The following is a 21,235-nucleotide window of genomic DNA, read 5'->3' on the forward strand; positions in this document are numbered from 1 at the left end:
CCATTATGGAAAAGATTGCTTATTTCTTTAAAACGTTCTTGCTCGTGGAACTGGTAAAAGGCTTGATGCTTACCGGCCGCCATATGTTCCAGACCAAGATCACAGTGCAGTTCCCTGAAGAAAAAACACCGTACAGCCCGCGTTTTCGCGGATTGCACGCACAACGTCGCTACGCCAATGGTGAAGAGCGTTGTATCGCCTGTAAGCTTTGCGAAGCAGTTTGCCCAGCCCAAGCGATTGTGATTGAGTCAGATAAGCGTGAGGATGGCACACGCCGTACCACACGTTATGACATCGATCTGACCAAATGTATTTTCTGTGGTTTTTGTGAGGAAGCTTGCCCGGTGGATGCCATCGTGGAAACGCATATCCTTGAATATCACGGTGAAAAACGGGGCGACCTCTACTACACCAAGCCAATGTTGCTGGCAGTCGGTGATAAGTACGAGAGCGAAATTGCTGAACGTAAAGCGCAAGACGCTAAGTACCGCTAAGGGTATCCGATGACAATTGCTCTATTTAGTTTCTTCGCACTGGTGCTGCTGGTTTCTGCACTTGGCGTAGTCAGTACCAAAAATCCGGTACAAGCCGCTTTGCTGCTGATTTTGTCTTTCTTCACCGCAGCCATGCTGTGGATGTTGATGAAGGCAGAATTCCTAGCTGTTTCCCTTGTGCTGATTTATGTGGGGGCAGTGATGGTGCTGTTCCTGTTTGTGGTGATGATGCTGGACATTAATTTCGAGGAGCTGCGTAAAGGCTTCTGGAAGTTTGCTCCTGTAGCAGGTGTGGTTGCAGGCACGATGCTGGTGGAAATGGTCTTGGTCATTACTCACGGCGCAAGTCAGCTAGATGGTGCAGCCTTGCTTGAGCGTCCTGCTGGTTACAGCAATGTGCATGAATTAGGCCGCTTGATTTACACCCAATACTTCCTGCCTTTCCAGTTAGCGTCGGTGATTCTGCTGGTGGGTATGATTGCCGCCATTGCCCTGACACTGCGTAAACGTAAAAGCAGCAAATACATCAATCCTGGTGAGCAGGTTCGTGTTAAAGCCAGTGATCGTTTGCGTATCGTGAAGATGGCCGCCACCGTTAAAGAGCTAGCAGATGTTCCTGCCAGCGATGATAAACCAGCAGCCTAAGTGCCCAAGGAAAAGTTTTTATGCTTGAGTTGACGCATTATCTTGTGCTGGCGGCTTGTTTATTTGCCATCAGTATTTTCGGTATCTTTATGAACCGTAAAAACTTAATCGTGCTGCTTATGGCGATCGAGTTGATGTTGCTTGCGGTGAATATGAATTTCATTGCTTTCTCGCAGTTCCTCGGCGATTCAGCAGGGCAGATTTTCGTGTTCTTTATCTTGACGGTGGCCGCGGCTGAAGCCGCAATTGGGCTGGCGATCCTGATTGTGTTATTCCGCAATCTACGATCGATCAACGTCGAAGATCTCGACAGCCTGAAGGGTTAAGGGGACAGGGTTATATATGGATATGAAAACGATTTATCTCTTAATCCCGCTGGCGCCCCTGTTTGGCGCGCTGGTTGCTGGCCTGTTTGGCTGGGCAATCGGGCGGCGTGCATCGCATATCGTCACGATTGGCGGTGTTGCTGCTTCGTTTCTGATGTCGGCTTATGTTTTAAACCACTTGGTGTCAGGTGGCGATAACTTTAACGGTACGGTTTATACCTGGCTGACCGTTAATGGCGTTGATTTTAATGTTGGTTTCTTGGTTGATAAGCTCACCGCAATGATGATGTGCGTGGTGACTTTTGTATCCTTGATGGTGCATATCTATACCATCGGTTATATGTCTGAAGACCCAGGCTATCAGCGTTTCTTTAGTTATATCTCGCTGTTTACCTTCTCGATGCTGATGCTGGTGATGGCGAATAACTTCGTTCAGCTGTTCTTTGGTTGGGAAGCGGTAGGTTTGGTTTCTTACCTCTTGATTGGTTTCTGGTTCAAAAAGCCAACGGCCACTTTCGCCAATATGAAGGCTTTCCTGATCAACCGCGTGGGTGACTTTGGTTTCCTACTTGGTATTGGTCTGGTACTGGCATACTTTGGCTCGCTTGATTACGCCGCTGTATTTGCTAAAGCGCCTGAGCTGAAAGAAGCAACGATTAGCCTGTTCCCGAATGTGACTTGGTCCCTGCTGTCAGTGACTTGTATCTTGCTGTTTATTGGCGCGATGGGTAAATCCGCTCAGTTTCCGCTGCATGTGTGGCTGCCGGATTCGATGGAAGGCCCAACACCGATTTCCGCACTGATTCACGCGGCAACAATGGTGACGGCAGGTATCTTTATGGTGGCACGTATGTCGCCATTGTTTGAGTTGTCAGATACTGCGCTGAATTTTGTGATGGTGATTGGCTCGATTACTGCGTTGTTTATGGGTTTCCTCGGGATTATCCAGAACGATATCAAGCGCGTTGTGGCTTACTCCACTTTGTCACAGCTGGGATACATGACGGTTGCTTTAGGTGCGTCAGCTTACTCGGTAGCGGTCTTCCACCTGATGACGCACGCATTCTTTAAAGCGCTGTTATTCCTTGCTGCAGGTTCTGTGATTATTGGTATGCACCACGATCAAGACATCCGCAATATGGGTGGCTTGAAGAAATACATGCCAATTACTTGGATTACCTCTTTGATTGGCTCACTGGCTCTGATCGGTACACCGTTCTTATCTGGTTTCTATTCTAAAGATTCAATTATTGAAGCGGTGCACGCTTCAAACTTGCCAGGCGCTGGTTTTGCTTACTTCGCGGTTGTGGCAGGTGTGTTTGTAACGGCCTTCTACTCTTTCCGTATGTACTTCTTGGTGTTCCACGGTGAAGAGCGTTTTGGTAAGGCGCATGATCACCACGGCCACGACGCGCATGCACATGATGATGCTCATTCAGATGACCATGCTGATGAGCACCATCATGGCTTAGCCCCGGGGCAAAAGCCGCATGAAACACCTTGGGTAGTCACTTTGCCGCTGGTGATGCTTGCGATCCCGTCGCTGGTGATTGGTTACTTTGCGATCGATCCAATGCTTTACGGTGATTTCTTTAAGGGTGTGATTTTTGTAAATCATGAAGCTCACCCTGCCATGGAAGTGATGAAAGAAGAATTCCATGGTGCAATCGGCATGGGTATTCACTCTCTGACCAGCTTGCCATTCTGGCTGGCCTTAGCAGGTGTGGCGGTATCCTGGTATTTCTATCTGGTAAAACCAAGTATTCCTGCTGCTCTGGAACGCTTCTTTACATCGATTGGGATCAAGAAACTGCTGGATGAAAAGTACTATATGGATCACCTGTATATCAATGGTTTTGCAGCGGGTGGCCGTGTACTGGGTACTTTGTTCTGGAAAGTAGGGGATACCTTCATCATCGACGGCTTGCTTGTTAATGGCACGGCTAAGCTGGTGGGGCTGTTTTCAGCGTTGTCGCGTAAATTGCAATCTGGTTATATCTACCACTACGCTTTTGCCATGATTATCGGTGCTATTGGCCTGATGACATGGTGGATTGCTGGCCTGCTGGCCTAAAGCCGGCATCTTGCCGGGGATCGGGGGGGAAGGTCTTGAATAGATCGAATCCCCCTTACGAATTAAATTAACAAGTAGGTTGACTATGACGGGTAATCTTCTAAGCCTCGCGATCTGGCTGCCGATCGTGGCAGGCCTTGCAGTACTCGCGACAGGCGGGGACAAAAACGCTAAAGCGGCGCGCTGGTTGGCGCTGGCTGGCGCTTTGCTGAGTTTCTTGGTAACCATTCCGCTGTATACGCAGTTTGAATCTTTGCACGGCGGCATGCAGTTTGAAGAAATGATGCCTTGGATCGCTTCATTTAATATCAACTACCATCTTGGGGTTGATGGTATTTCAATGCTGTTTGTGATTTTAAATAGCTTTGTCACCCTGATGGTTGTACTGGCAGGCTGGCAGGTTATTGAAAAACGTACCGCGCAATATATGGCTGCATTCCTGATTATGTCGGGCCTGATCAATGGCGCATTTGCAGCGCTTGATGCGATCTTGTTCTACGTGTTCTTTGAGGCCATGCTGATTCCTATGTACCTGATTATTGGTATCTGGGGTGGCCCGCGCCGCGTGTATGCATCGATTAAATTCTTTCTTTACACCCTGCTCGGTTCTTTGCTGACACTGGTTGGTTTTATCTACCTGTATCAGCAAACGGGCGGTAGTTTTGAAATTGCCGATTTCCAGCGCCTGCCGCTGGGAATGACCGCGCAGACTTTAGTCCTGATTGCCTTCTTCTTTGCCTTTGCCGTGAAAGTGCCGATGTGGCCGGTTCACACATGGTTGCCGGATGCTCACGTTGAAGCCCCTACCGGTGGTTCAATGGTTCTGGCGGCTATTACCCTGAAACTGGGTGCTTATGGCTTCTTGCGGTTTGCTCTGCCAATTGCTCCTGATGCGGCGCGTGAATATGCTTGGGTGTTTGTGGCCTTGTCTCTGGTGGCAGTGATTTACATCGGTTTAGTGGCGCTGGTACAAACCGATATGAAAAAGCTGGTGGCTTATTCTTCAATCTCGCATATGGGTTTTGTGACGCTGGGTTTCTTTATGTTTGCCGGTGGCACACAAATGAACCAGTACGCAGTTGAAGGTGCATTGCTGCAAATGATCTCGCACGGTTTTGTGTCTGCGGCGATGTTTTTCTGTATTGGTGTGATGTACGACCGTGTACATAGCCGCAAGATCGCCGATTACGGTGGCGTGGCGAATAAGATGCCCATTTTCGCCAGCTTTATGATGCTGTTTGCAATGGCTAACTCCGGTCTGCCGGGTACTTCTGGTTTTGCCGGTGAATTTATGGTGATTCTGGGGGCTGTTCAAGTGAACTTCTGGTACGCCTTTGCGGGTGCTACAACGCTGATCTTTGGTGCTGCTTATACCCTGTGGATGTACAAGCGGGTGTTATTCGGTGAAGTTGCCAATGATCATGTTGAGCATCTGAAAGACGTAAATTCACGCGAATTCCTAATCCTTGCTGTATTAGCTGTAGCGGTATTGGGCATGGGCCTGTATCCGAAGCCATTTGCTGATGTGATGCATGTGTCTGTCAATGATTTGATCTGGCATGTATCACAAAGCAAATTGCACTGATTCGCGATAGTCGGGCATTCATTTTAATGAATACCCGACTTTATCCAGAGGTAGAAACATACCTTCGGACCACCATACTATTATTTGATAGGGTTGAATAATGACCTGGACCAGCCTGAATGCTTGGGTGGCAATGCCGGAAATTTTCCTGCTGCTTGCCAGCTGTGCGGTACTACTGATTGATTTGTTTGTGTCGGATGCCAAGCGACACATTACTTATGTGTTAACGCTGCTAGTGTTGGCGGTAACCGCTTTTCTCGTTGTGAATGGCTATCAGGCCACTCCGCGTCTGGCATTTAATGGTTTGTTTATTAGTGATCCAATCGCTGATTTCGCCAAAATGGGCATGATCCTAGGCGTGGCACTGGTCCTGATTTATGGCCGTGACTACAGCATGGTGCGCGGTCTATTTCGTGGTGAGCTGTTTACGCTGACGCTGTTTGCTCTGGCGGGCATGATGATTATGGCCTCCAGCGTTAATTTCTTAACGCTGTATATGGGCCTTGAGTTGCTTTCTTTGTCCTTGTACGCCTTGGTGGCATTGCAGCGTGATTCAGTGCAATCCACAGAAGCTGCGATGAAGTACTTTATTCTGGGTGCTTTGGCGTCTGGTATGTTGCTTTACGGTATGTCGATGATTTATGGTGCGACCGCTTCGCTGGATGTATTTGTCATTGCCCATAAGATTGCCAGTGGTGAAGCAAACCGTATGCTGGCTGCTTTTGGTCTGGTCTTCCTTGTAACAGGTATTGGCTTTAAATTGGGTGCAGTACCGTTTCATATGTGGGTACCTGATGTTTACGAAGGCGCACCAACGCCAGTCACTCAGTTGATTGGTTCTGCTCCTAAGTTAGCGGCCTTTGTATTTGTGATTCGCTTGCTGGCGCAAGGTATGGAAGGCTACGCCTTTGATTGGCGCGGTATGTTGGTGGTGTTGTCGGTACTCTCGATGGGTATTGGTAATCTGACTGCGATTGCTCAAACCAGCATGAAACGCATGATGGCGTACTCCACCATCTCGCACATGGGCTTCTTGCTATTGGGTATTTTGGTTGCCAGCCCGATTGGTTACGCCGCATCGTTTTTCTATGCCATGGTTTATGTACTGACGGCTGCGGCCGGTTTCGGTATGGTGATGCTGTTGTCCCGTGAAGGTTTTGAAGCCGATAAGATTGATGATTTCAAAGGCTTGGCTGCTCGCAGCCCATGGTTTGCCTGCATGATGATGTTTGTCATGTTCTCTATGGCAGGTATTCCGGTCTTTGTTGGCTTCTTTGCTAAGCTGTCGGTATTACAGGCTGTGGTTAATCTGGGTTATGTATGGCTGGCAGTGATTGCGGTGATGTTTTCACTGGTGGGTGCTTTCTACTACCTGCGTATCGTTAAGATTATGTATTTTGACGAAGCAACAGATACCGCACCGATTGAGGCTGGCTTTGATACTAAGTTAGTACTATCTGTTAACTGTGTATTGTTGCTTGTGATGGGCTTGATGCCTGATCGCTTGATGTCTGTGCTCTCGCAAGCCGTTACTTCATCTCTTGTGCCAATGTAATGAATAATGTGTATCTGCTCTGTGGATTGGCGCTGATTGCTGCCAATCTGCCCTTTTTCTTTGAGCGTATTATTTTCTGCATTCCGGCCAAAAAGGTGAAGGGTTTTCACTGGCGCATGTTAGAGCTGATTTTGCTCTATCTTGCGCTGGGCTTGCTGGCAAGGGTACTGGAGGGAAGACTTTCTCCGGTGCACGCGCAAAACTGGCCTTTCTTTGCCACAACCTTTGCGATGTTTATCGTGTTTGCATGGCCTGGATTTGTCTGGCGCTATTTCTGGCGTAAACCTGGAATCTGATAAAAAAAGCCCAACATTGTTTGGGCTTTTTTGTGTTTAATAGTAAGTGTATGTCTGTGTTTTGCTGCCCGATAATGGAGCCACAATGATTGCTAAATGGTCTGCTTTGCTTTTGTGCCTGAGTGTTTCTTCTTCTTTTGCGGATGAGACATTGCATAGTTTAAGGGCAGAAATTGGCAGCGCTCGGTGCGTGCAAGATTCGCAGTGCCGAACCGTGGCTATTGGGGCTCAGTCTTGCGGTGGCCCAGAGCGGTATCTGCCATGGTCTGTTGCAGAAGGGCAGGGTGAAAAAATAGCTTTGCTTGCCAGAAAATATAGCCAGCAAAGGGTGTTAGATATTAAAAAAAGCGGTGAGTTATCTGCATGCCAGTTTGTGGCCGACCCAGGCGCAGTATGCAGGCAAAAGCAGTGTGTTTTACAAAGTGCGGGTGTTATGAACTAGGCATATTTGATTTTTAGGCATAAAAAAACGGCGAACCAAACTGGCTCGCCGTTTTGCATTAAAGATCTCAAGTCACGTAGTTAAATACCAGCACTAACCGCGCGTGAAGTTGAAGTAGCGCTTGGGACAGGGTCATTGGTTTCAACAAGTAGTGATGTATTACTTTGTGCTGCCCCGTCAATCAGGTAAGACACATTAGCAAGGTAGCGTTTACCTGCTGGCAGATCTTTCCAGCTAAAGCCTACAGAAGCGGTACCGCCTACATAGATTTTGCCTGGAGCAAGCGCTTTAAACGAGCCACCTGTATCACCAGCGTTCACAATCCAACTGGATAATGTGTAATCTGTGGTGCCACCTTTGACTGCATAACCCACAACGCACGCTTTGTAATTGCCTGCAGGCAGGTTAAAGAGCTGAACCATTTCGTTAGAACCATCGCTTCCACTGCTACCCACTTTCACACCTGCAGCGTTCATAACCAGTAAATCAAGGTCATCCTCGCCACCGTGTGTGGTGTCTGAGTTGTAAAGTGCAAAGCGAGTTGCCAGATTGCCAGCAGGGACACTAAATGAATGAACGATCACACCCGCAGTGCTTGTACCTGCTGTGCATTCACGTACACCATCTTTTGCTGCCGAATCCGTTGCAACAGTTGCTTTGTTCAGCGTCGCTTCTTTCAAGCCACCCTTCACTAAAGTAAGTTTTCCATCGCTGCCCGTCGCAATCGTTACCACTTTATTGCCTGTGGTTTCTTCGCTGTTTAACTGCGAAACTGCTGCAAGCAGGCTGGCTTTTGCCGTTAAAGGTGACCGAACCGTGTGAGTGCCATCAGACCAGACCAACGAGCCGTATTGGTAAACACTCTTGGGTGCGGTGGTACGGCTTAAAGTCACGGTGAATGATTTACTTTCGCCCGGGTTTAAGCTCAGAGTGGCAGGAGAAACAGCGGTATCAAAGCCACTGATTGACGCTTGAGCCGTATATGTTGCAACACGGTCACTGACATTCGTTACTGTGCGGTTGAATGTAAATTTACCTAGTACGTTCGCTGCCGTTAGCGATGGCACGTTTAAGTTATAAGGCTGAATGCTGCCGATTACACTGCATTTGCTTGGGCTAAGCTGATTTTGCCCGCACAGATAACGGTCGTAATCCAGTGGGCTTACATCGTAAACGAGGCCCGGGTCAGCAGCCGTATTCGGGTTAACATGGCCAGCGCCCTGTGCCCATGGCAGCAAACCATTTTGTAAACCCGGCTGACCGTCGTTGAGTGTTGAATAAGCGCTGGTCATGAGGGCTGATTTAATTGCCGCAGGTGACCATGTGGGGTGCAGCTGATGCAGTAGCGCACCCAGCCCGGCCACATGCGGGCTGGACATGGATGTGCCTTGCATCGATTGCCATTCGGCAGGGGCTGCCGCGCCATTTGCAACTTGGTTACGCTGTTCTTCTGTCAATTCAGGGCGTGAAGCGGCTAGAATATCCACACCAGGCGCGGTTAAATCTGGCTTGAGCACATTGGCATCTGCCCGGTTTGGCCCGCGTGATGAAAAATCAGCCATCACAGGTGCATTGCCGGCTGAGGTCGTGACCGATGCGCTAAACAGAGCTTGAGCCGCATTACCCGCTGACGCGACGTAAGCTTTAGCCGCTGTACCATCTGCTGCACTGATATGGACCGTTGGAATCACATGTGAAAACGCGGTAATCGTTGCCGCTCCGCCAGCAACATTGGTCAGCAGCATGCCTGCACCGCCCACTTCTTTAACTGCTATGCTTTTATTGAGCAAAGCAGATGAGCCGCGATCGCACAGCACAATTTTTCCGGCTACTTTGGCTGGATCAAGTTTTGCATCTGCGGGGACGCTATCTGCATCGCCATAGCAACGATCCAGTGCTGTTTTGCTCGCTGGAGAAAGGCTTTCATAGTTTGAAATACCGGCATTTTTGGCCACAATCAGATTGCCTGACAGCGGAGCAGGGTTTACTGACCCACCTTTATATACGCGGCTGCCAAGGGTGACGGTGCTTTCCTGTACGCGATCATGAGTGGATGCTGCAACAGTGGTCAGCCATGGGCCAATATGCGCCACCATATTCGCTGGGCCGCTGTTTCCTGCGGATGCAGAGACAAATACCCCGGCATTTGTTGCTGCCAGAAAGGCAAGATCAACCGGATCATTGAGCTGCTCACCGCCGCTGATAGAGTAATTCAGTACATTGACGCCATCGCTAACTGCCGCCTCAATGGCTTTAATGCTGTCACCGCCATAGCAATTGTTTTTGCCTGCTGCAACAACTGGGTCATTCGATGTCCAGCATACTTTGTAAGTTGCAAGGCGTGCTCTGGGTGCAATGCCAGAAATATAACCAATTGATGCGCCACCAATCGCCGCCGCTACTTTGCCATTGCCACCGGCCGTAGATGCGGTATGTGAGCCATGGCTATCGCTGTCACGCGGGGAGTTATAGTCGCTCCAGTGCGGTACTTTTGCCCCGCTTGCAACCAGTGCATCATATTGAGCTCTGAATTTTCTGGCACCAATCAGCTTGTTATTACAATTGGCAATGGAAAACCCTTCGCCGTTATCGCAAGAGCCTTTCCATGCCGCTGGAGGCGCGCCATAGACTTGGGTACCGGTTGCATCATGTGTCGCTTCGCCATTCGCATTGACGCGATCAGCAAAAGAAGGATCTTCAGGCCATACACCTGTATCAATCACACCAATAACAATGTTTTCACCGGCGCTGGCCGCACCATTTAATTGTGACCAAAGACCAACGCCTGGTTTATCTAGGCCTAAAAATTTAGGTGTGTAATTGGTTTGGATGGTCCGTGGCACATCAAGCGTAATGGCAACAACATCTGCGTTATTTTTGAGTTTTCTTACTTCAGCATCCGTCAGCATGGCCGAGAAGCCATTAAAAACGACTTGGTAGTTATGCACGACAGGTGCGTTGCCAATGCTGGCAATTACGTTGTTTTGCTTGCGCTCAATGTAATTAATATAGGTTTGAACATCATAAGCATTGATATCCAGCATCTGACCATTGACTGGTTTTGTTGCTTTTAAGCCACTGATTGCACCGGTATAAGAAGCGGCAGGCTGGTCAGCCAGCTGAATAATATAAGGCAGGCGGGCCTCATCTGCAGATGCAAAGCCTGCAGCACCCGCAGTTAGTAATGCTGTAATGGCCAGATTAATAATGCTGCGTTTCATCATGATGCAATCCCTGCGGAGTTGTTTTGAGCTTTGTTCTTACGACGCATCATCATGGTGATGCTTGCCAGGCCCAATGCCATCAGCAGCCATTCAGCCGGTTCCGGCACGGCTGCTACATTAATATTGTCGATTGCAAATTGCGCTTGGTTATTGCCAAAAGCTACGCATGCACCAGCCTCAGTTGTCAGGCAAGAAGCAAAACTGATTTCTGTAAACACACGATTATTTGCTGTGTATTGAAAATCGCTGAAAGACCATTGCCCATTTGAGTTTTGTCCTGGCAAAGTGAAGCTATCAATAAAGCTTTCGCCTCCGATGCCTTTACCCAGAACAATTAAATTAGCCACGCTGAAAGGGATATTGGCCAGAAGAGGGGATGTGAAACTGCTTGAGAAGCTGCTTAGTGTGAAGCCAGTATCGTTTGAGATACGCAGGCCACCATCGTTTAAGCCAAGGTAGTAAGGGGTGTTGTTGCCACCTGGGCAATCAATAATTGAGCAAGTGTCGGCTGAGGCAATTGCACCCGCCATTCCTTCGCCCAGCACAGATAATTTAAAAGAGGGATCTGCCTGTACAACGTCTCCCCCTTCATAAATCTCGCCTTTTAATGAGTCAAAGTTAATAATCGAAGCCTGTGCAGCAGGCATAGAAAAACCAATGGCTGCAGTCAGCAGTGCCATCTTGAGTGATTGCTTCATATAACTCCCTGTGTCTTGGATTTGAATGAACAACGGGTGTGCTCAAGGCTCAGGCATAAAGTGCCTCTACTGACTTAATCTGACTCTTTTGCCTGATTATTTTTTTATGTGACTTATTAGTTGATGTACTGATTGCCTTTCATATTTATGAAGTTGGCGTGTGAATAATAACAAAATATGCCAAGCCGTCTATATTTCACCGTCATAAATCATTTATTTGTATCTGTTATGTAGCAGTATTGAGAAAACAGCGTTTGTTGACGAGCTACCTTTCGTTTTTTGAAAGTATGACTGGGTTTGGCAAATACTGATTTATTGCAGCTAAAGACCTTATTTTCTCGGGGGTTTAAATAAATGACTTTTAATTCAAATATTTAATGTATTTCTCCTCGTTTCTTGGGTTTGATGGGTAGAAATTTTTTATTTCTGGCTTGTGCCGGCGGGAAATCTCGTTTAGAATGCGTTCTCTCTGATCTTGTTGTTCAGTATCAAGTCAGTTAAATCGCTAGGGTTGTAGCTCAGTTGGTTAGAGCGTTTGGTCGACATCCAAGAGGTCGTGAGTTCGAATCTCACCAACCCTACCAAAAAAAATATCGGTTATGATGAGCAAAAAAATCATAACCGTACTTCAGGAGTTAAGCCCCATGAATCAAACGAGCACCACCACAGAGTAAATCTGGCGGCGTGTGCGCGGGGCTTGATTTATAAAAAGTGCGGCGTAAGCCGCACTTTTTTTTCGTTCATTTTTTACAGCATCTGTTACTGTTTGTTTTCTTTTTGAAAGCCTTCTAACCTTATCTAAAACGCGCAGCACAGGATAAAACATGCCTATCGTGACCCTGCCAGACGGCTCTGAACGACAATTCGACGCCCCGCTTACCGTGGGCGATGTAGCAGCCAGTATCGGTGCGGGCCTTGCTCGTGCCGCACTGGCGGGTAAGGTTAATGGTCAGCTGGTTGATACCAGCTATCTCATTGATCGTGATATTCAGTTGGCGATTATTACGGAGAAGGATGCAGAGGGTTTAGAGATTATCCGTCACTCTGCGGCTCACTTATTGGCGTATGCAGTAAAACAACTCTTTCCTGATGCGCAAGCCACAATTGGTCCTGTGATCGAAAACGGTTTTTACTACGATTTCGCCTATAAGCGCCCGTTTACGCCGGAAGATTTGCTGGCCATCGAAAAGAAAATGGTCGAACTGGCAAAAAAAGATATTCCTGTGGAGCGTTACGAGCAGTCTCGTGATGAAGCGGTTGCATACTTTAAATCAATCGGTGAGGCCTATAAGGCCGAGATTATCGAATCGATTCCTGCGGATCAGGTATTAAGCCTGTACCGCGAAGGTGAGTTTACTGATCTTTGCCGTGGCCCTCATGTGCCATCTACCGGTAAGTTGAAAGTATTCAAGCTGATGAAAGTTGCTGGTGCTTACTGGCGCGGTGATAGCAAAAATGAAATGCTGACACGTATTTACGGTACCGCTTGGGCAAAGAAAGATGAGCTTGAGCAGTACTTGCATATGCTGGAAGAATCGGAAAAGCGCGATCACCGCAAAATCGGTAAGCAGCTCGATTTATTCCATATGCAGGAAGAGGCGCCAGGCATGGTGTTCTGGCACCCTAAGGGTTGGGCGTTATGGCAATCGATCGAGCAATATATGCGTAAAAAGCTCGATCAGCATGGCTATCAGGAAATCCGTACGCCGATGGTGATGGATCGCTCTTTGTGGGAGAAGTCGGGTCATTGGGAAAATTACCATGATGCGATGTTTACTACCGAGTCGGAAAAACGTGATTACGCCGTGAAGCCGATGAATTGCCCTGGGCATATTCAAGTCTTTAATCAGGGTTTACGTTCCTATCGTGATTTACCGTTGCGCTTTTCCGAGTTCGGTTCTTGCCACCGCAATGAGCCTTCAGGTTCTTTGCACGGCATAATGCGGGTTCGTGGTTTTGTGCAGGATGATGCACATATTTTCTGTACAGAAGAGCAGGTTCAATCTGAAGCTGCTGCGTTTATCGATTTACTGCAAGAGGTTTATGCAGACTTTGGTTTTAATGAAATTCTGGTAAAGCTCTCCACTCGTCCGGAAAAACGTGTTGGGACAGAAGAAAGCTGGGATCATGCCGAGGCTTCGCTGGCTGCTGCTCTGGATTCCAAAGGTTTGGCCTTTGAGTATCAGCCGGGTGAAGGTGCGTTTTACGGCCCGAAAATTGAGTTTTCTTTAAAAGATTGTCTGGGCCGTGTGTGGCAATGTGGTACTTTACAGATCGACCCTAATTTGCCGGAGCGTTTAGGCGCGGAGTATGTTGGGATCGATAATGCAAAACATCGTCCTTTAATGCTGCATCGTGCGGTATTGGGCTCGATGGAGCGTTTTATTGGTATTCTGATTGAAAATCATGCCGGTGCATTTCCTGTTTGGCTTGCGCCAACACAGCTTGTGGTCTTGAATATTTCAGACGCACAGCGTGAATATGCCGTAGAAGTGTGCGAAAAACTCAAGTCATTGGGCTTTAGGGCTCAGGCGGACTTGAGAAATGAGAAGATTACCTATAAAATCCGCGAGCATAGTCTGCAACGTCTTCCTTATCAGCTCATTGTGGGCGATAAAGAAAAAGAAGCAGGCCTAGTGGCCGTGCGGAGCCGCACAGGTGAAGACTTGGGGCAATTAACGATTGAGGCGCTGGTTGAGCGCTTGCAGTCGGAAATGCCAAAAGTTTAATCGTGGGCTATAGCGCGGTTTTGATTTTGAATGACTTGGAGAATCACAATAGCTTCTCAGGATAAAGAACCACGGATTAACGGTGAAATCACCGCCCGTGAGTTACGTTTGCAGGGTGTGGATGGCGAGCAGCTTGGTATCGTCAGCCTTTCTGAAGCTTTGGCTCTGGCCGAAGAGGCCAATGTTGATCTGGTGGAAATCGCACCGACAGCACAGCCGCCTGTTTGCCGTATTATGGATTACGGTAAATTTAAGTATCAGGACGCGAAAAAGAAACACGCCGCCAAGCAGAACCAGAAGCAGGTCCAGGTCAAGGAAATCAAGTTCCGCCCGGGTACGGACGAGAACGATTACCAGATCAAACTGCGTAATCTGACCCGCTTCCTCGCCGATGGCGATAAGGCAAAAATTACTTTGCGTTTCCGTGGTCGCGAAATGGCTCACCAAGAAATCGGTATGGCTCAGCTGAAACGTGTTGAAGCTGATCTGGGCGATTTGGTTGTGGTTGAGCAGTATCCGCGTCTGGAAGGGCGTCAAATGGTTATGATGCTGGCTCCTAAAAAGAAAGCCGCTTAATTTCCTTTTGTAAAAACGACCGGGCTAGCGGCTGCGCCTGGTAAGGCTGGTTGTTTGTTTGAAACCAGCTAGCAGCCGTAATAAAAGCGTGGTGGCAGGTATTAAGTGCAGAGCGGGTAACCGCTATGGCGCCTGTCGCCCTATCTAACTCAGTAGTAGGAGTTCATCATGCCTAAGATGAAGACCAAGAGCAGCGCTAAAAAGCGCTTCAAGGTTCTCGGTGGTGGTGGCGTTAAGCGTAGTCACGCTTTCAAGCGTCACATCTTGACCAAGAAAACCACTAAGACTAAACGCCAGCTGCGCGGTACAAGCATGGTCGATGCGTCGAACATGCCTTCTGTACGTGCAATGTTGCCCTACGCATAACTAAAGGAAAAGAACCATGCCTCGCGTTAAACGTGGTGTTACAGCTCGCGCTCGTCATAAAAAGATCCTCGCTCTGGCCAAAGGCTACCGTGGTCGTCGTAAAAATGTCTATCGTGTAGCCAAACAGGCTGTCATGAAGGCAGGTCAATACGCCTACCGTGATCGTCGTCAGAAAAAACGTCAGTTCCGTCGCCTATGGATTGCGCGTATCAACGCAGCTTCCCGTGAGTGCGGCCTGGCTTACAGCCGTTTCATGAACGGTCTGAAGAAAGCGGGTATTGAAGTTGACCGTAAGGTTCTCGCTGATATGGCTATTTTTGACAAACCGGCTTTTGCTCAGTTTGTTGAAGTAGCTAAGGCGAAACTAGCCGCCTAATCGGCTGGTCGACAAGAGGGGGAGGCTTCTGGCCTCCCTTTTTTATTCCTTTGGTTTATCCGAAGGGGTGCTTTTGCTGGTTTTCTTTATTGAAATGTCAGTTTAAGCAAAACAATTTGCCTGAGATTGCCGCAAGATCATGGTTGATAACGTACAAGCGATTCTGGAAAAAGGCCTGGCTGCATTAAATGCAACCAATGACCCGAACGAACTTGAAAATGCCAAGGCGCAATTTATTGGCAAGCAGGGCGAGATTTCTGCGCTCTTAAAACAGTTAGCCACCTTGCCGCCCGAAGAAAAAAAATCTTTTGGTGCAATTGTTAATCAGGCTAAACAAGCTTTTGAAGCCTCGCTGAATGCGCGCCGTGAAGCGCTTGCCAATGAAAAGTTGGCAAAGCAGCTGGCCGCTGAAGCGCTGGATGTCACTTTGCCGGGCCGTGGGCTTGCCGCAGGTGGTTTGCATCCGGTGACCAAGGTGCGTGAGCGCATTGAAGCATTGTTTCACTCTATGGGTTTCGCAGTGGCCGATGGCCCCGAAATCGAAACAGATTTTTATAATTTTGAAGCCTTGAATCTGCCGCCTGATCATCCTGCCCGCGGCATGCAAGACACCTTTTATGTAGAAGGTGGCGAAGTGTTGCGCACGCATACTTCCCCGATTCAAGCGCGTTATATGGAAAGCCATGAGCCGCCGATTAAGATTATCGCGCCGGGCCGTGTTTACCGTGTTGATTCTGACGCCACACATTCGCCGATGTTCCATCAGATGGAAGGCCTGTGGGTTGATCAGGATGTGTCATTTGCCGATTTAAAAAGTGTGATTGTCAGCTTTTTGCGCCAGTTCTTTGAGCGTGATGATCTGGAAGTGCGCTTTCGCCCCTCATTCTTCCCATTTACCGAGCCTTCGGCTGAGATCGACGTAAAGTGGTCCAAGGGCTGGATGGAAGTTGGCGGTTGCGGCATGGTGCACCCCAATGTGCTGAAGAATGTAGGTATTGATAGCGAAAAATTCACCGGCTTTGCTTTCGGCATTGGTCTGGATCGTTTCGCGATGCTGTATTACGGCGTAAATGATTTACGCCTCTTCTTCGAGAACGATATTTCCTTCCTCGAACAGTTCAAGTAATAAGTTGAAAAGTGGCGCAGCTAAAGTAGCTCTTTAAGAGATCTGTTTTGGCTGGCTTTCTACAGCGGATGTTGTATCGTCCGCGCATCTGTAGGTGCGAGTGATGAAATTTTCTGAACAATGGTTGCGTAGCTGGGTAAATCCAGCCCTAAATTCTGAGCAGCTGGCCCATTTGTTAACAATGGCCGGTTTAGAAGTAGAAGAAAATGACCCTGCTGCCCCTGAGTTTACTCAAGTGTTTGTGGCAGAGGTATTGTCTGTTACCAAGCATGAAAACGCCGATAAGCTGAATGTTTGCAGCGTAAATGTGGGCGAGGCTGAGCCACTGCAAATTGTGTGTGGCGCGCCTAATGTCGCTCCTGGCATTAAAGTGCCATGCGCTCGCGTCGGTGCCGCTTTACCTGGCGATTTTAATATCAAAAAAGCTAAGGTTCGTGGGGTTGAATCCTTTGGGATGCTGTGTTCTGGCGACGAATTAGGTATGCCAAGCGATGTTGACGGGCTGATGATTTTGCCAAGCGATGCGCCAGTTGGTATGCCAATTCGCGAATACCTGCAGCTTGATGATCGCTTGCTGACTTTAAAGCTCACTCCAAACCGTACTGATTGCTTGTCGATTAAAGGCATTGCGCGCGAAGTGGCTGCTCTAACGGATGCCGTGCTTAATCCGGTTGAAATTAACGCTGTCGTGCCTGCGTGTGATGATGTGATTGCCGTAGCCCTGAATGCAGGCGCTGCGTGCCCACGTTATGCGGGTCGTGTGATCAAAAATGTAAATCAAGCGGCTGATACTCCAGATTGGATGAAGCAACGCTTAGAGCGTTCAGGCTTACGCTCTATCTCGGCGATTGTTGACGTTACAAACTACGTCTTGCTAGAGCTTGGTCAGCCAATGCACGCCTTTGATGCGGATAAGCTGCAAGGTGGCATTCAGGCACGTTTTGCTCAGCAGGGCGAAAAAATTACCCTACTCAATGAAAAAGAGCTGACGCTTGACGCCGATATGCTGGTGATTGCCGATGAGGCACAGCCCTTAGCGCTCGCTGGTATTATGGGTGGCTTGGCATCGTCTGTCGTCGCTGGCACACAAAATATCTTTTTAGAATCCGCCTTCTTTGCGCCTGCCACGATTGCGGGCCGCTCACGTCGCGTGGGTTTTAGCTCAGACAGCTCGCATCGCTTCGAGCGCGGTATCGACTTTGCCAATGTAGTGAATGCGCTTGAGCGCGCTACGCAGTTGATTCTGGAGATCTGTGGCGGTGAAGCCGGCCCGGTTACCGAAGCAAAGGCTGAGCTGCCAGCACGCCCAGCCGTCACGCTGCGTGTATCGCGTGTGGCTAAAGTTTTAGGTATTCAGTTATCCGCAGATGAAATTCTCGCATTGTTGGCGCGCCTAGCTCTGCCAACATCGCTGGCGGGTGATGTGATCACCGTCACGCCACCTTCATTTCGCTTTGACATCGAAATCGAAGAAGACTTAATCGAAGAAATTGCCCGCTTATTTGGCTACGACAATATTCCTGTTGCACCGTCTGCATCACGCCAAGTGATGCTGCCGCAGCAGGGCGATCGTCGTGAAAAGGCCGCACTGAAATCAATTATGGTGGCTCGCGATTATTTCGAAGCCATCAGCTACGCCTTTGTTGAAGAAAAATGGGAAGCCGATTTTGCGGGTAACATCAGCCCAGTTAAATTGTTGAACCCTATCGCCAGCCAGATGAGCGTGATGCGCTCCAGTCTATTTGGTGGTTTGATCTCAGCTCTGCAAGGTAATCAAAAACGCAAGCAAGAGCGTGTGCGCTTATTTGAGCTGGCCCGCGTATTTAATGGCACGGCAGCAGATGCCCAGCCAGAGAAAATCGCGGGCTTGGCTTGGGGCCACCGCAGTGCAGAGCAATGGGGCGTAGCCAAGCAATATGTTGATTTTTATGATGTAAAAGCCGATGTGGAAGCCTTGCTTGCTCCGCGCAAAGCAGATTTCCGTCGTGTTGATCATCCAGCCCTACATCCTGGCCGCGCTGCCGAGGTTTTACTCAATGGTATCGTGGTTGGAGTGATTGGCGAGCTGCATCCTAAATGGGTGCAATCGTACGATTTAGGCACAGCGCCTGTCTTGTTTGAATTGGATGTGGAAGCGCTTGTAAGTGTTGAAACACTTACAGCTAAGCCAGTATCCAAGCTGCAAGTTGTTCGCCGTGACCTTGCCTTACTGGCAGATGAAAGCTTGTCTGTGGCAACACTGCAAGCAGCATTCGCCAAGCTGAAAAACCCGCTCCTAATAGCATCAGAAGTGTTTGATGTCTACCGTGGAAAGGGCGTTCCAGAAGGTAAAAAAAGCCTTGCTTTCAAGATGTTAATGCAAGATACTCACAAAACTCTTACTGATGAGGAAGTCGACGCTGTAGTCGCGGATATGATCCGTGCTGCCGAAGCAAGCGGTGCGACGCTGAGAGTCTAATGCTAATGCAGTATACCCCCACTACAATGATGACGCTTACTAAAGCTGACTTAGCCGATATGTTGTTCGATAAGGTTGGTTTAAATAAGCGTGAAGCCAAAGACATGGTCGAAGCCTTCTTTGAGGAGATCCGTACGTCCCTTTCCGAGGGCGATTCGGTAAAACTCTCCGGCTTTGGCAATTTTCAGCTCAGAGACAAGCCGCAACGTCCTGGGCGTAATCCTAAAACAGGCGAAGAAATCCCAATCTCCGCCCGGCGCGTGGTGACATTTCACGCCAGTCAAAAGCTGAAGGGAATGGTCGAAAGTCACTATGCAAAGCACCAACCTCGTCATACCGACCAGTGAACTGCCTTCAATCCCTGCGAAACGCTACTTCACCATTGGTGAGGTTAGCGAGCTATGCGGTGTAAAACCGCATGTGCTGCGTTACTGGGAGCAGGAATTCACGCAATTAAAGCCGGTAAAGCGGCGCGGAAACCGACGCTACTATCAGCACCATGAAGTACTGTTGGTGCGGCGGATCCGCTCACTGCTTTACGAGCAAGGCTTTACCATAAGCGGTGCCCGCAACCAATTATCAGCGCTTCGAGGAGAAGCTGATGGTGTGGAAGAGGGCGCAACAGTGACAGAATTACGTCATGAATTAGAAGCACTACTTGCTTGGTTAGATGACTAGCCAGGCAAGGGGGCGTAAGGTATAATACGCCCTGAGTTCGGAATGTGGCGCAGCCCGGTAGCGCACTTGCATGGGGTGCAAGGGGTCGGAGGTTCGAATCCTCTCATTCCGACCAACTTAAGTCTTTGATTAAAGGTCACTTTTTAAGTGGCCTTTTTTCTTTTTGTGCTTCTGATTAAGGTAAGTGCGGGAGTTTTGCGGGACAGGTCTTCTGTCACCTTGTTTGCGGCATCGATCAGTTGGCTTAATTCAGCCGCAGAATAGTGTGTGGTGACGTTTCCATTTGTATGGCCTAGCAACACCTGCCGGTCTTCATGGCTTACACCCGCTGCCCGTAAGCGACGGCCAAAGGTGTGCTTTAAGTCGTGCACCCTCACATTGGCGAGTCCTTCGCAGAAAGGCCGCTTAGTTTCTTCGGCCATCCGCTCTGCTGCCCTGTTTCTTGCTTTACGCCAGGCGTGATCATTCATTCTTGCAAGACACCGGCCTTCATATGGGAATACCCATTCCTCATCAATTCCGCGCTGATTGCTTATAACCTGTTTTGCCATCTCATTTAAAATGATTACTCGGTCATCTCCATTTTTTACACCGCGTGCGCCATCTCTTCCGCCAAAATTCCAAGGCACTACAAAAACGCTGGTATTTAATTCTGGGATTTTTACTTCCCATTCCCAGCGCAATTTGCACACCTCTTGTTCCCGTACTCCAACATTCACTTTAAACAATGCCATTCTCTTTAAATGCTCTGGCAGTTCGATCATTAAATATCGCTGCTCATCAAAATTAAGAGGGTATGGCTCGCGGGCGGTTTCTTTTTCATTTAGCTTGGCAATCATCGGGGGGGAATCAAGCCACGTCATCCCGTGCTCATCGCGCCAACTGCGAGCGGCTAGATTTAATACCCGGATTACTTTCTCTAAAGCCATATTGACGGTGCGATGGCTAACCCCCTGCAATAGACGAGCCTCAATAAATGCGGCTAATGTTCCATCGTGTAATTTATTTAATGGGCAATTACCAATATACGGATCCAGCTGAGAAAAAATGAGGGCCGTTAATTTAATAGAAGGCTGCTCTAAATTATCCCGCAAGTATTTCGTTGCGGCCTCTCGCCAGATCCGCTCTGGCCGAATGCCATAAACCGTGGCATTACGGATAGCCTCTAGCCGGTGGATTAAGTAGCTTTCTGCTTCTTCCCTGTCGCCTGTGCCAGTGCTTTCGCAAAGTCGTCCGTACCCCTTAATTTGTTTGTCGATGTGCCAGGCACCTGACCGGAGCGTAAGACCGGTGATATTCTTTCTTGCCATGTTGAGATCTCTTTAAGTTGTCTTTCTACGGGGCCTGTTTTCGGAATATTGGCGGCTGGTACTCTGCAGCCATTGATACGCTGAAAGCCGACGTCTTGTTTGTATTGCGTGACCCATTCATCCAAGTCGAGCCGGTCAAATGCGACGCCTTGAATGCCGATAGGAACGGCGACGACATTAGGCTCGACTGTCTTTGTAAACTCGTTTTTATTCATGCCCAGATAGGCAGGGGCATCGCTTTTACGGATAAGCCTTGGGAGGATTTGCATAGGAGTGT

At 48.6% G+C, this 21,235-nt stretch carries 21 protein-coding genes and 2 tRNA genes; 18 read left to right on the forward strand and 5 right to left on the reverse strand.

Features of this window, described 5'->3' with window-relative positions:
• Positions 1-5 precede the first annotated feature (5 nt).
• The 8 genes from nuoI (at position 6) to DYD62_RS01360 (ending at position 7,417) form a co-directional block, all read left to right on the forward strand.
• Positions 6-494 (forward strand): NADH-quinone oxidoreductase subunit NuoI, encoded by a 489-nt coding sequence (gene nuoI, locus DYD62_RS01325; protein ID WP_046352280.1) that lies wholly within the window; start codon positions 6-8, stop codon positions 492-494.
• 9 nt (positions 495-503) lie between these two features.
• Positions 504-1,139: an NADH-quinone oxidoreductase subunit J gene (locus tag DYD62_RS01330; protein WP_115225717.1), complete on the forward strand. Its 636-nt coding sequence runs from the start codon at positions 504-506 to the stop codon at positions 1,137-1,139.
• 20 nt (positions 1,140-1,159) lie between these two features.
• Positions 1,160-1,465, forward strand: coding sequence for an NADH-quinone oxidoreductase subunit NuoK (nuoK, locus tag DYD62_RS01335; protein WP_099398500.1), 306 nt, complete (start codon positions 1,160-1,162; stop codon positions 1,463-1,465).
• 16 nt (positions 1,466-1,481) lie between these two features.
• A complete protein-coding gene (nuoL, locus tag DYD62_RS01340; RefSeq protein WP_115225718.1) occupies positions 1,482-3,539 on the forward strand; it encodes an NADH-quinone oxidoreductase subunit L in 2,058 nt (685 codons plus the stop codon).
• 85 nt (positions 3,540-3,624) lie between these two features.
• Entirely contained in the window at positions 3,625-5,124 is a 1,500-nt protein-coding gene (locus tag DYD62_RS01345; protein ID WP_115225719.1) for an NADH-quinone oxidoreductase subunit M, read from the forward strand.
• Positions 5,125-5,224: 100 nt separating this feature from the next.
• Entirely contained in the window at positions 5,225-6,679 is a 1,455-nt protein-coding gene (gene nuoN, locus DYD62_RS01350) for an NADH-quinone oxidoreductase subunit NuoN (RefSeq protein WP_115225720.1), read from the forward strand.
• Positions 6,679-6,975, forward strand: coding sequence for a DUF2818 family protein (locus tag DYD62_RS01355; protein ID WP_115225721.1), 297 nt, complete (start codon positions 6,679-6,681; stop codon positions 6,973-6,975). Before nuoN ends, DYD62_RS01355 begins: the two co-directional genes overlap by 1 nt.
• Positions 6,976-7,060: 85 nt before the next feature.
• Positions 7,061-7,417, forward strand: a complete 357-nt coding sequence (locus DYD62_RS01360; RefSeq protein ID WP_115225722.1) for a hypothetical protein — start codon at positions 7,061-7,063, stop codon at positions 7,415-7,417.
• 80 nt (positions 7,418-7,497) lie between these two features.
• Here DYD62_RS01360 and DYD62_RS24290 read toward each other — a convergent pair whose 3' ends face one another.
• Positions 7,498-10,641, reverse strand: a complete 3,144-nt coding sequence (locus tag DYD62_RS24290; RefSeq protein ID WP_115225723.1) for a S8 family peptidase — start codon at positions 10,639-10,641, stop codon at positions 7,498-7,500.
• Complete coding sequence (locus DYD62_RS01370) at positions 10,638-11,339, reverse strand: NF038120 family PEP-CTERM protein (RefSeq protein WP_115225724.1); 702 nt, start codon at positions 11,337-11,339, stop codon at positions 10,638-10,640. Before DYD62_RS01370 ends, DYD62_RS24290 begins: the two co-directional genes overlap by 4 nt.
• 507 nt (positions 11,340-11,846) lie before the next feature.
• On the opposite strand from DYD62_RS01370, the gene DYD62_RS01375 reads away from it, so the two are divergent.
• A tRNA-Val gene (locus DYD62_RS01375) sits at positions 11,847-11,923 on the forward strand.
• Between the two features lie 65 nt (positions 11,924-11,988).
• Here DYD62_RS01375 and DYD62_RS23535 read toward each other — a convergent pair.
• Entirely contained in the window at positions 11,989-12,165 is a 177-nt protein-coding gene (locus tag DYD62_RS23535; protein WP_165928574.1) for a hypothetical protein, read from the reverse strand.
• Between DYD62_RS23535 and thrS the strand changes: the two genes are divergently transcribed.
• The 9 genes from thrS to DYD62_RS01420 all read left to right on the forward strand — a co-directional run bounded on the left by thrS (position 12,164) and on the right by DYD62_RS01420 (position 19,763).
• Positions 12,164-14,068, forward strand: a complete 1,905-nt coding sequence (thrS, locus tag DYD62_RS01380) for a threonine--tRNA ligase (protein WP_115225725.1) — start codon at positions 12,164-12,166, stop codon at positions 14,066-14,068. The two genes, DYD62_RS23535 and thrS, sit on opposite strands and share 2 nt — an antisense overlap.
• Positions 14,069-14,098: 30 nt before the next feature.
• Positions 14,099-14,644 (forward strand): translation initiation factor IF-3, encoded by a 546-nt coding sequence (gene infC, locus DYD62_RS01385; protein WP_099398121.1) that lies wholly within the window; start codon positions 14,099-14,101, stop codon positions 14,642-14,644.
• A 168-nt stretch (positions 14,645-14,812) separates the two neighbouring features.
• Complete coding sequence (gene rpmI / locus DYD62_RS01390; RefSeq protein WP_099398122.1) at positions 14,813-15,010, forward strand: 50S ribosomal protein L35; 198 nt, start codon at positions 14,813-14,815, stop codon at positions 15,008-15,010.
• 16 nt (positions 15,011-15,026) lie between these two features.
• Positions 15,027-15,386, forward strand: coding sequence for a 50S ribosomal protein L20 (gene rplT / locus DYD62_RS01395; RefSeq protein WP_099398123.1), 360 nt, complete (start codon positions 15,027-15,029; stop codon positions 15,384-15,386).
• A gap of 139 nt (positions 15,387-15,525) precedes the next feature.
• A complete protein-coding gene (pheS, locus tag DYD62_RS01400; RefSeq protein ID WP_115225726.1) occupies positions 15,526-16,512 on the forward strand; it encodes a phenylalanine--tRNA ligase subunit alpha in 987 nt (328 codons plus the stop codon).
• A 103-nt stretch (positions 16,513-16,615) separates the two neighbouring features.
• A complete protein-coding gene (pheT, locus tag DYD62_RS01405; protein WP_115225727.1) occupies positions 16,616-18,970 on the forward strand; it encodes a phenylalanine--tRNA ligase subunit beta in 2,355 nt (784 codons plus the stop codon).
• A gap of 29 nt (positions 18,971-18,999) precedes the next feature.
• Positions 19,000-19,317, forward strand: coding sequence for an integration host factor subunit alpha (locus tag DYD62_RS01410; RefSeq protein ID WP_046352592.1), 318 nt, complete (start codon positions 19,000-19,002; stop codon positions 19,315-19,317).
• Positions 19,283-19,648 (forward strand): MerR family transcriptional regulator, encoded by a 366-nt coding sequence (locus DYD62_RS01415; protein ID WP_115225728.1) that lies wholly within the window; start codon positions 19,283-19,285, stop codon positions 19,646-19,648. Before DYD62_RS01410 ends, DYD62_RS01415 begins: the two co-directional genes overlap by 35 nt.
• Before the next feature lie 38 nt (positions 19,649-19,686).
• Positions 19,687-19,763 (forward strand) — tRNA-Pro (locus DYD62_RS01420).
• A 28-nt stretch (positions 19,764-19,791) separates the two neighbouring features.
• Here the strand turns inward: DYD62_RS01420 and DYD62_RS01425 are convergent.
• Together DYD62_RS01425 and DYD62_RS23890 are read right to left on the reverse strand one after the other, a co-directional pair.
• Positions 19,792-20,943 carry a tyrosine-type recombinase/integrase gene (locus DYD62_RS01425; protein ID WP_233702926.1) on the reverse strand — a complete coding sequence of 384 codons (1,152 nt, stop codon included), beginning with the start codon at positions 20,941-20,943 and terminating at the stop codon, positions 19,792-19,794.
• Positions 20,826-21,227, reverse strand: a complete 402-nt coding sequence (locus DYD62_RS23890; RefSeq protein ID WP_233702855.1) for a hypothetical protein — start codon at positions 21,225-21,227, stop codon at positions 20,826-20,828. Before DYD62_RS23890 ends, DYD62_RS01425 begins: the two co-directional genes overlap by 118 nt.
• Positions 21,228-21,235 lie beyond the last annotated feature (8 nt).

The sequence above is a fragment of the Iodobacter fluviatilis genome, assembly GCF_900451195.1.
Taxonomy (GTDB): domain Bacteria; phylum Pseudomonadota; class Gammaproteobacteria; order Burkholderiales; family Chitinibacteraceae; genus Iodobacter; species Iodobacter fluviatilis.

Coding starts and splice junctions, on each gene's coding strand:
- nuoI (WP_046352280.1), top strand. CDS start 6: ATGGAAAAGATTGCTTATTTCTTTAAAACGTTCTTGCTCGTGGAACTG.
- DYD62_RS01330 (WP_115225717.1), top strand. CDS start 504: ATGACAATTGCTCTATTTAGTTTCTTCGCACTGGTGCTGCTGGTTTCT.
- nuoK (WP_099398500.1), top strand. CDS start 1,160: ATGCTTGAGTTGACGCATTATCTTGTGCTGGCGGCTTGTTTATTTGCC.
- nuoL (WP_115225718.1), top strand. CDS start 1,482: ATGGATATGAAAACGATTTATCTCTTAATCCCGCTGGCGCCCCTGTTT.
- DYD62_RS01345 (WP_115225719.1), top strand. CDS start 3,625: ATGACGGGTAATCTTCTAAGCCTCGCGATCTGGCTGCCGATCGTGGCA.
- nuoN (WP_115225720.1), top strand. CDS start 5,225: ATGACCTGGACCAGCCTGAATGCTTGGGTGGCAATGCCGGAAATTTTC.
- DYD62_RS01355 (WP_115225721.1), top strand. CDS start 6,679: ATGAATAATGTGTATCTGCTCTGTGGATTGGCGCTGATTGCTGCCAAT.
- DYD62_RS01360 (WP_115225722.1), top strand. CDS start 7,061: ATGATTGCTAAATGGTCTGCTTTGCTTTTGTGCCTGAGTGTTTCTTCT.
- DYD62_RS24290 (WP_115225723.1), bottom strand. CDS start 10,641: ATGATGAAACGCAGCATTATTAATCTGGCCATTACAGCATTACTAACT.
- DYD62_RS01370 (WP_115225724.1), bottom strand. CDS start 11,339: ATGAAGCAATCACTCAAGATGGCACTGCTGACTGCAGCCATTGGTTTT.
- thrS (WP_115225725.1), top strand. CDS start 12,164: ATGCCTATCGTGACCCTGCCAGACGGCTCTGAACGACAATTCGACGCC.
- DYD62_RS23535 (WP_165928574.1), bottom strand. CDS start 12,165: ATGTTTTATCCTGTGCTGCGCGTTTTAGATAAGGTTAGAAGGCTTTCA.
- infC (WP_099398121.1), top strand. CDS start 14,099: ATGACTTGGAGAATCACAATAGCTTCTCAGGATAAAGAACCACGGATT.
- rpmI (WP_099398122.1), top strand. CDS start 14,813: ATGCCTAAGATGAAGACCAAGAGCAGCGCTAAAAAGCGCTTCAAGGTT.
- rplT (WP_099398123.1), top strand. CDS start 15,027: ATGCCTCGCGTTAAACGTGGTGTTACAGCTCGCGCTCGTCATAAAAAG.
- pheS (WP_115225726.1), top strand. CDS start 15,526: ATGGTTGATAACGTACAAGCGATTCTGGAAAAAGGCCTGGCTGCATTA.
- pheT (WP_115225727.1), top strand. CDS start 16,616: ATGAAATTTTCTGAACAATGGTTGCGTAGCTGGGTAAATCCAGCCCTA.
- DYD62_RS01410 (WP_046352592.1), top strand. CDS start 19,000: ATGACGCTTACTAAAGCTGACTTAGCCGATATGTTGTTCGATAAGGTT.
- DYD62_RS01415 (WP_115225728.1), top strand. CDS start 19,283: ATGCAAAGCACCAACCTCGTCATACCGACCAGTGAACTGCCTTCAATC.
- DYD62_RS23890 (WP_233702855.1), bottom strand. CDS start 21,227: ATGCAAATCCTCCCAAGGCTTATCCGTAAAAGCGATGCCCCTGCCTAT.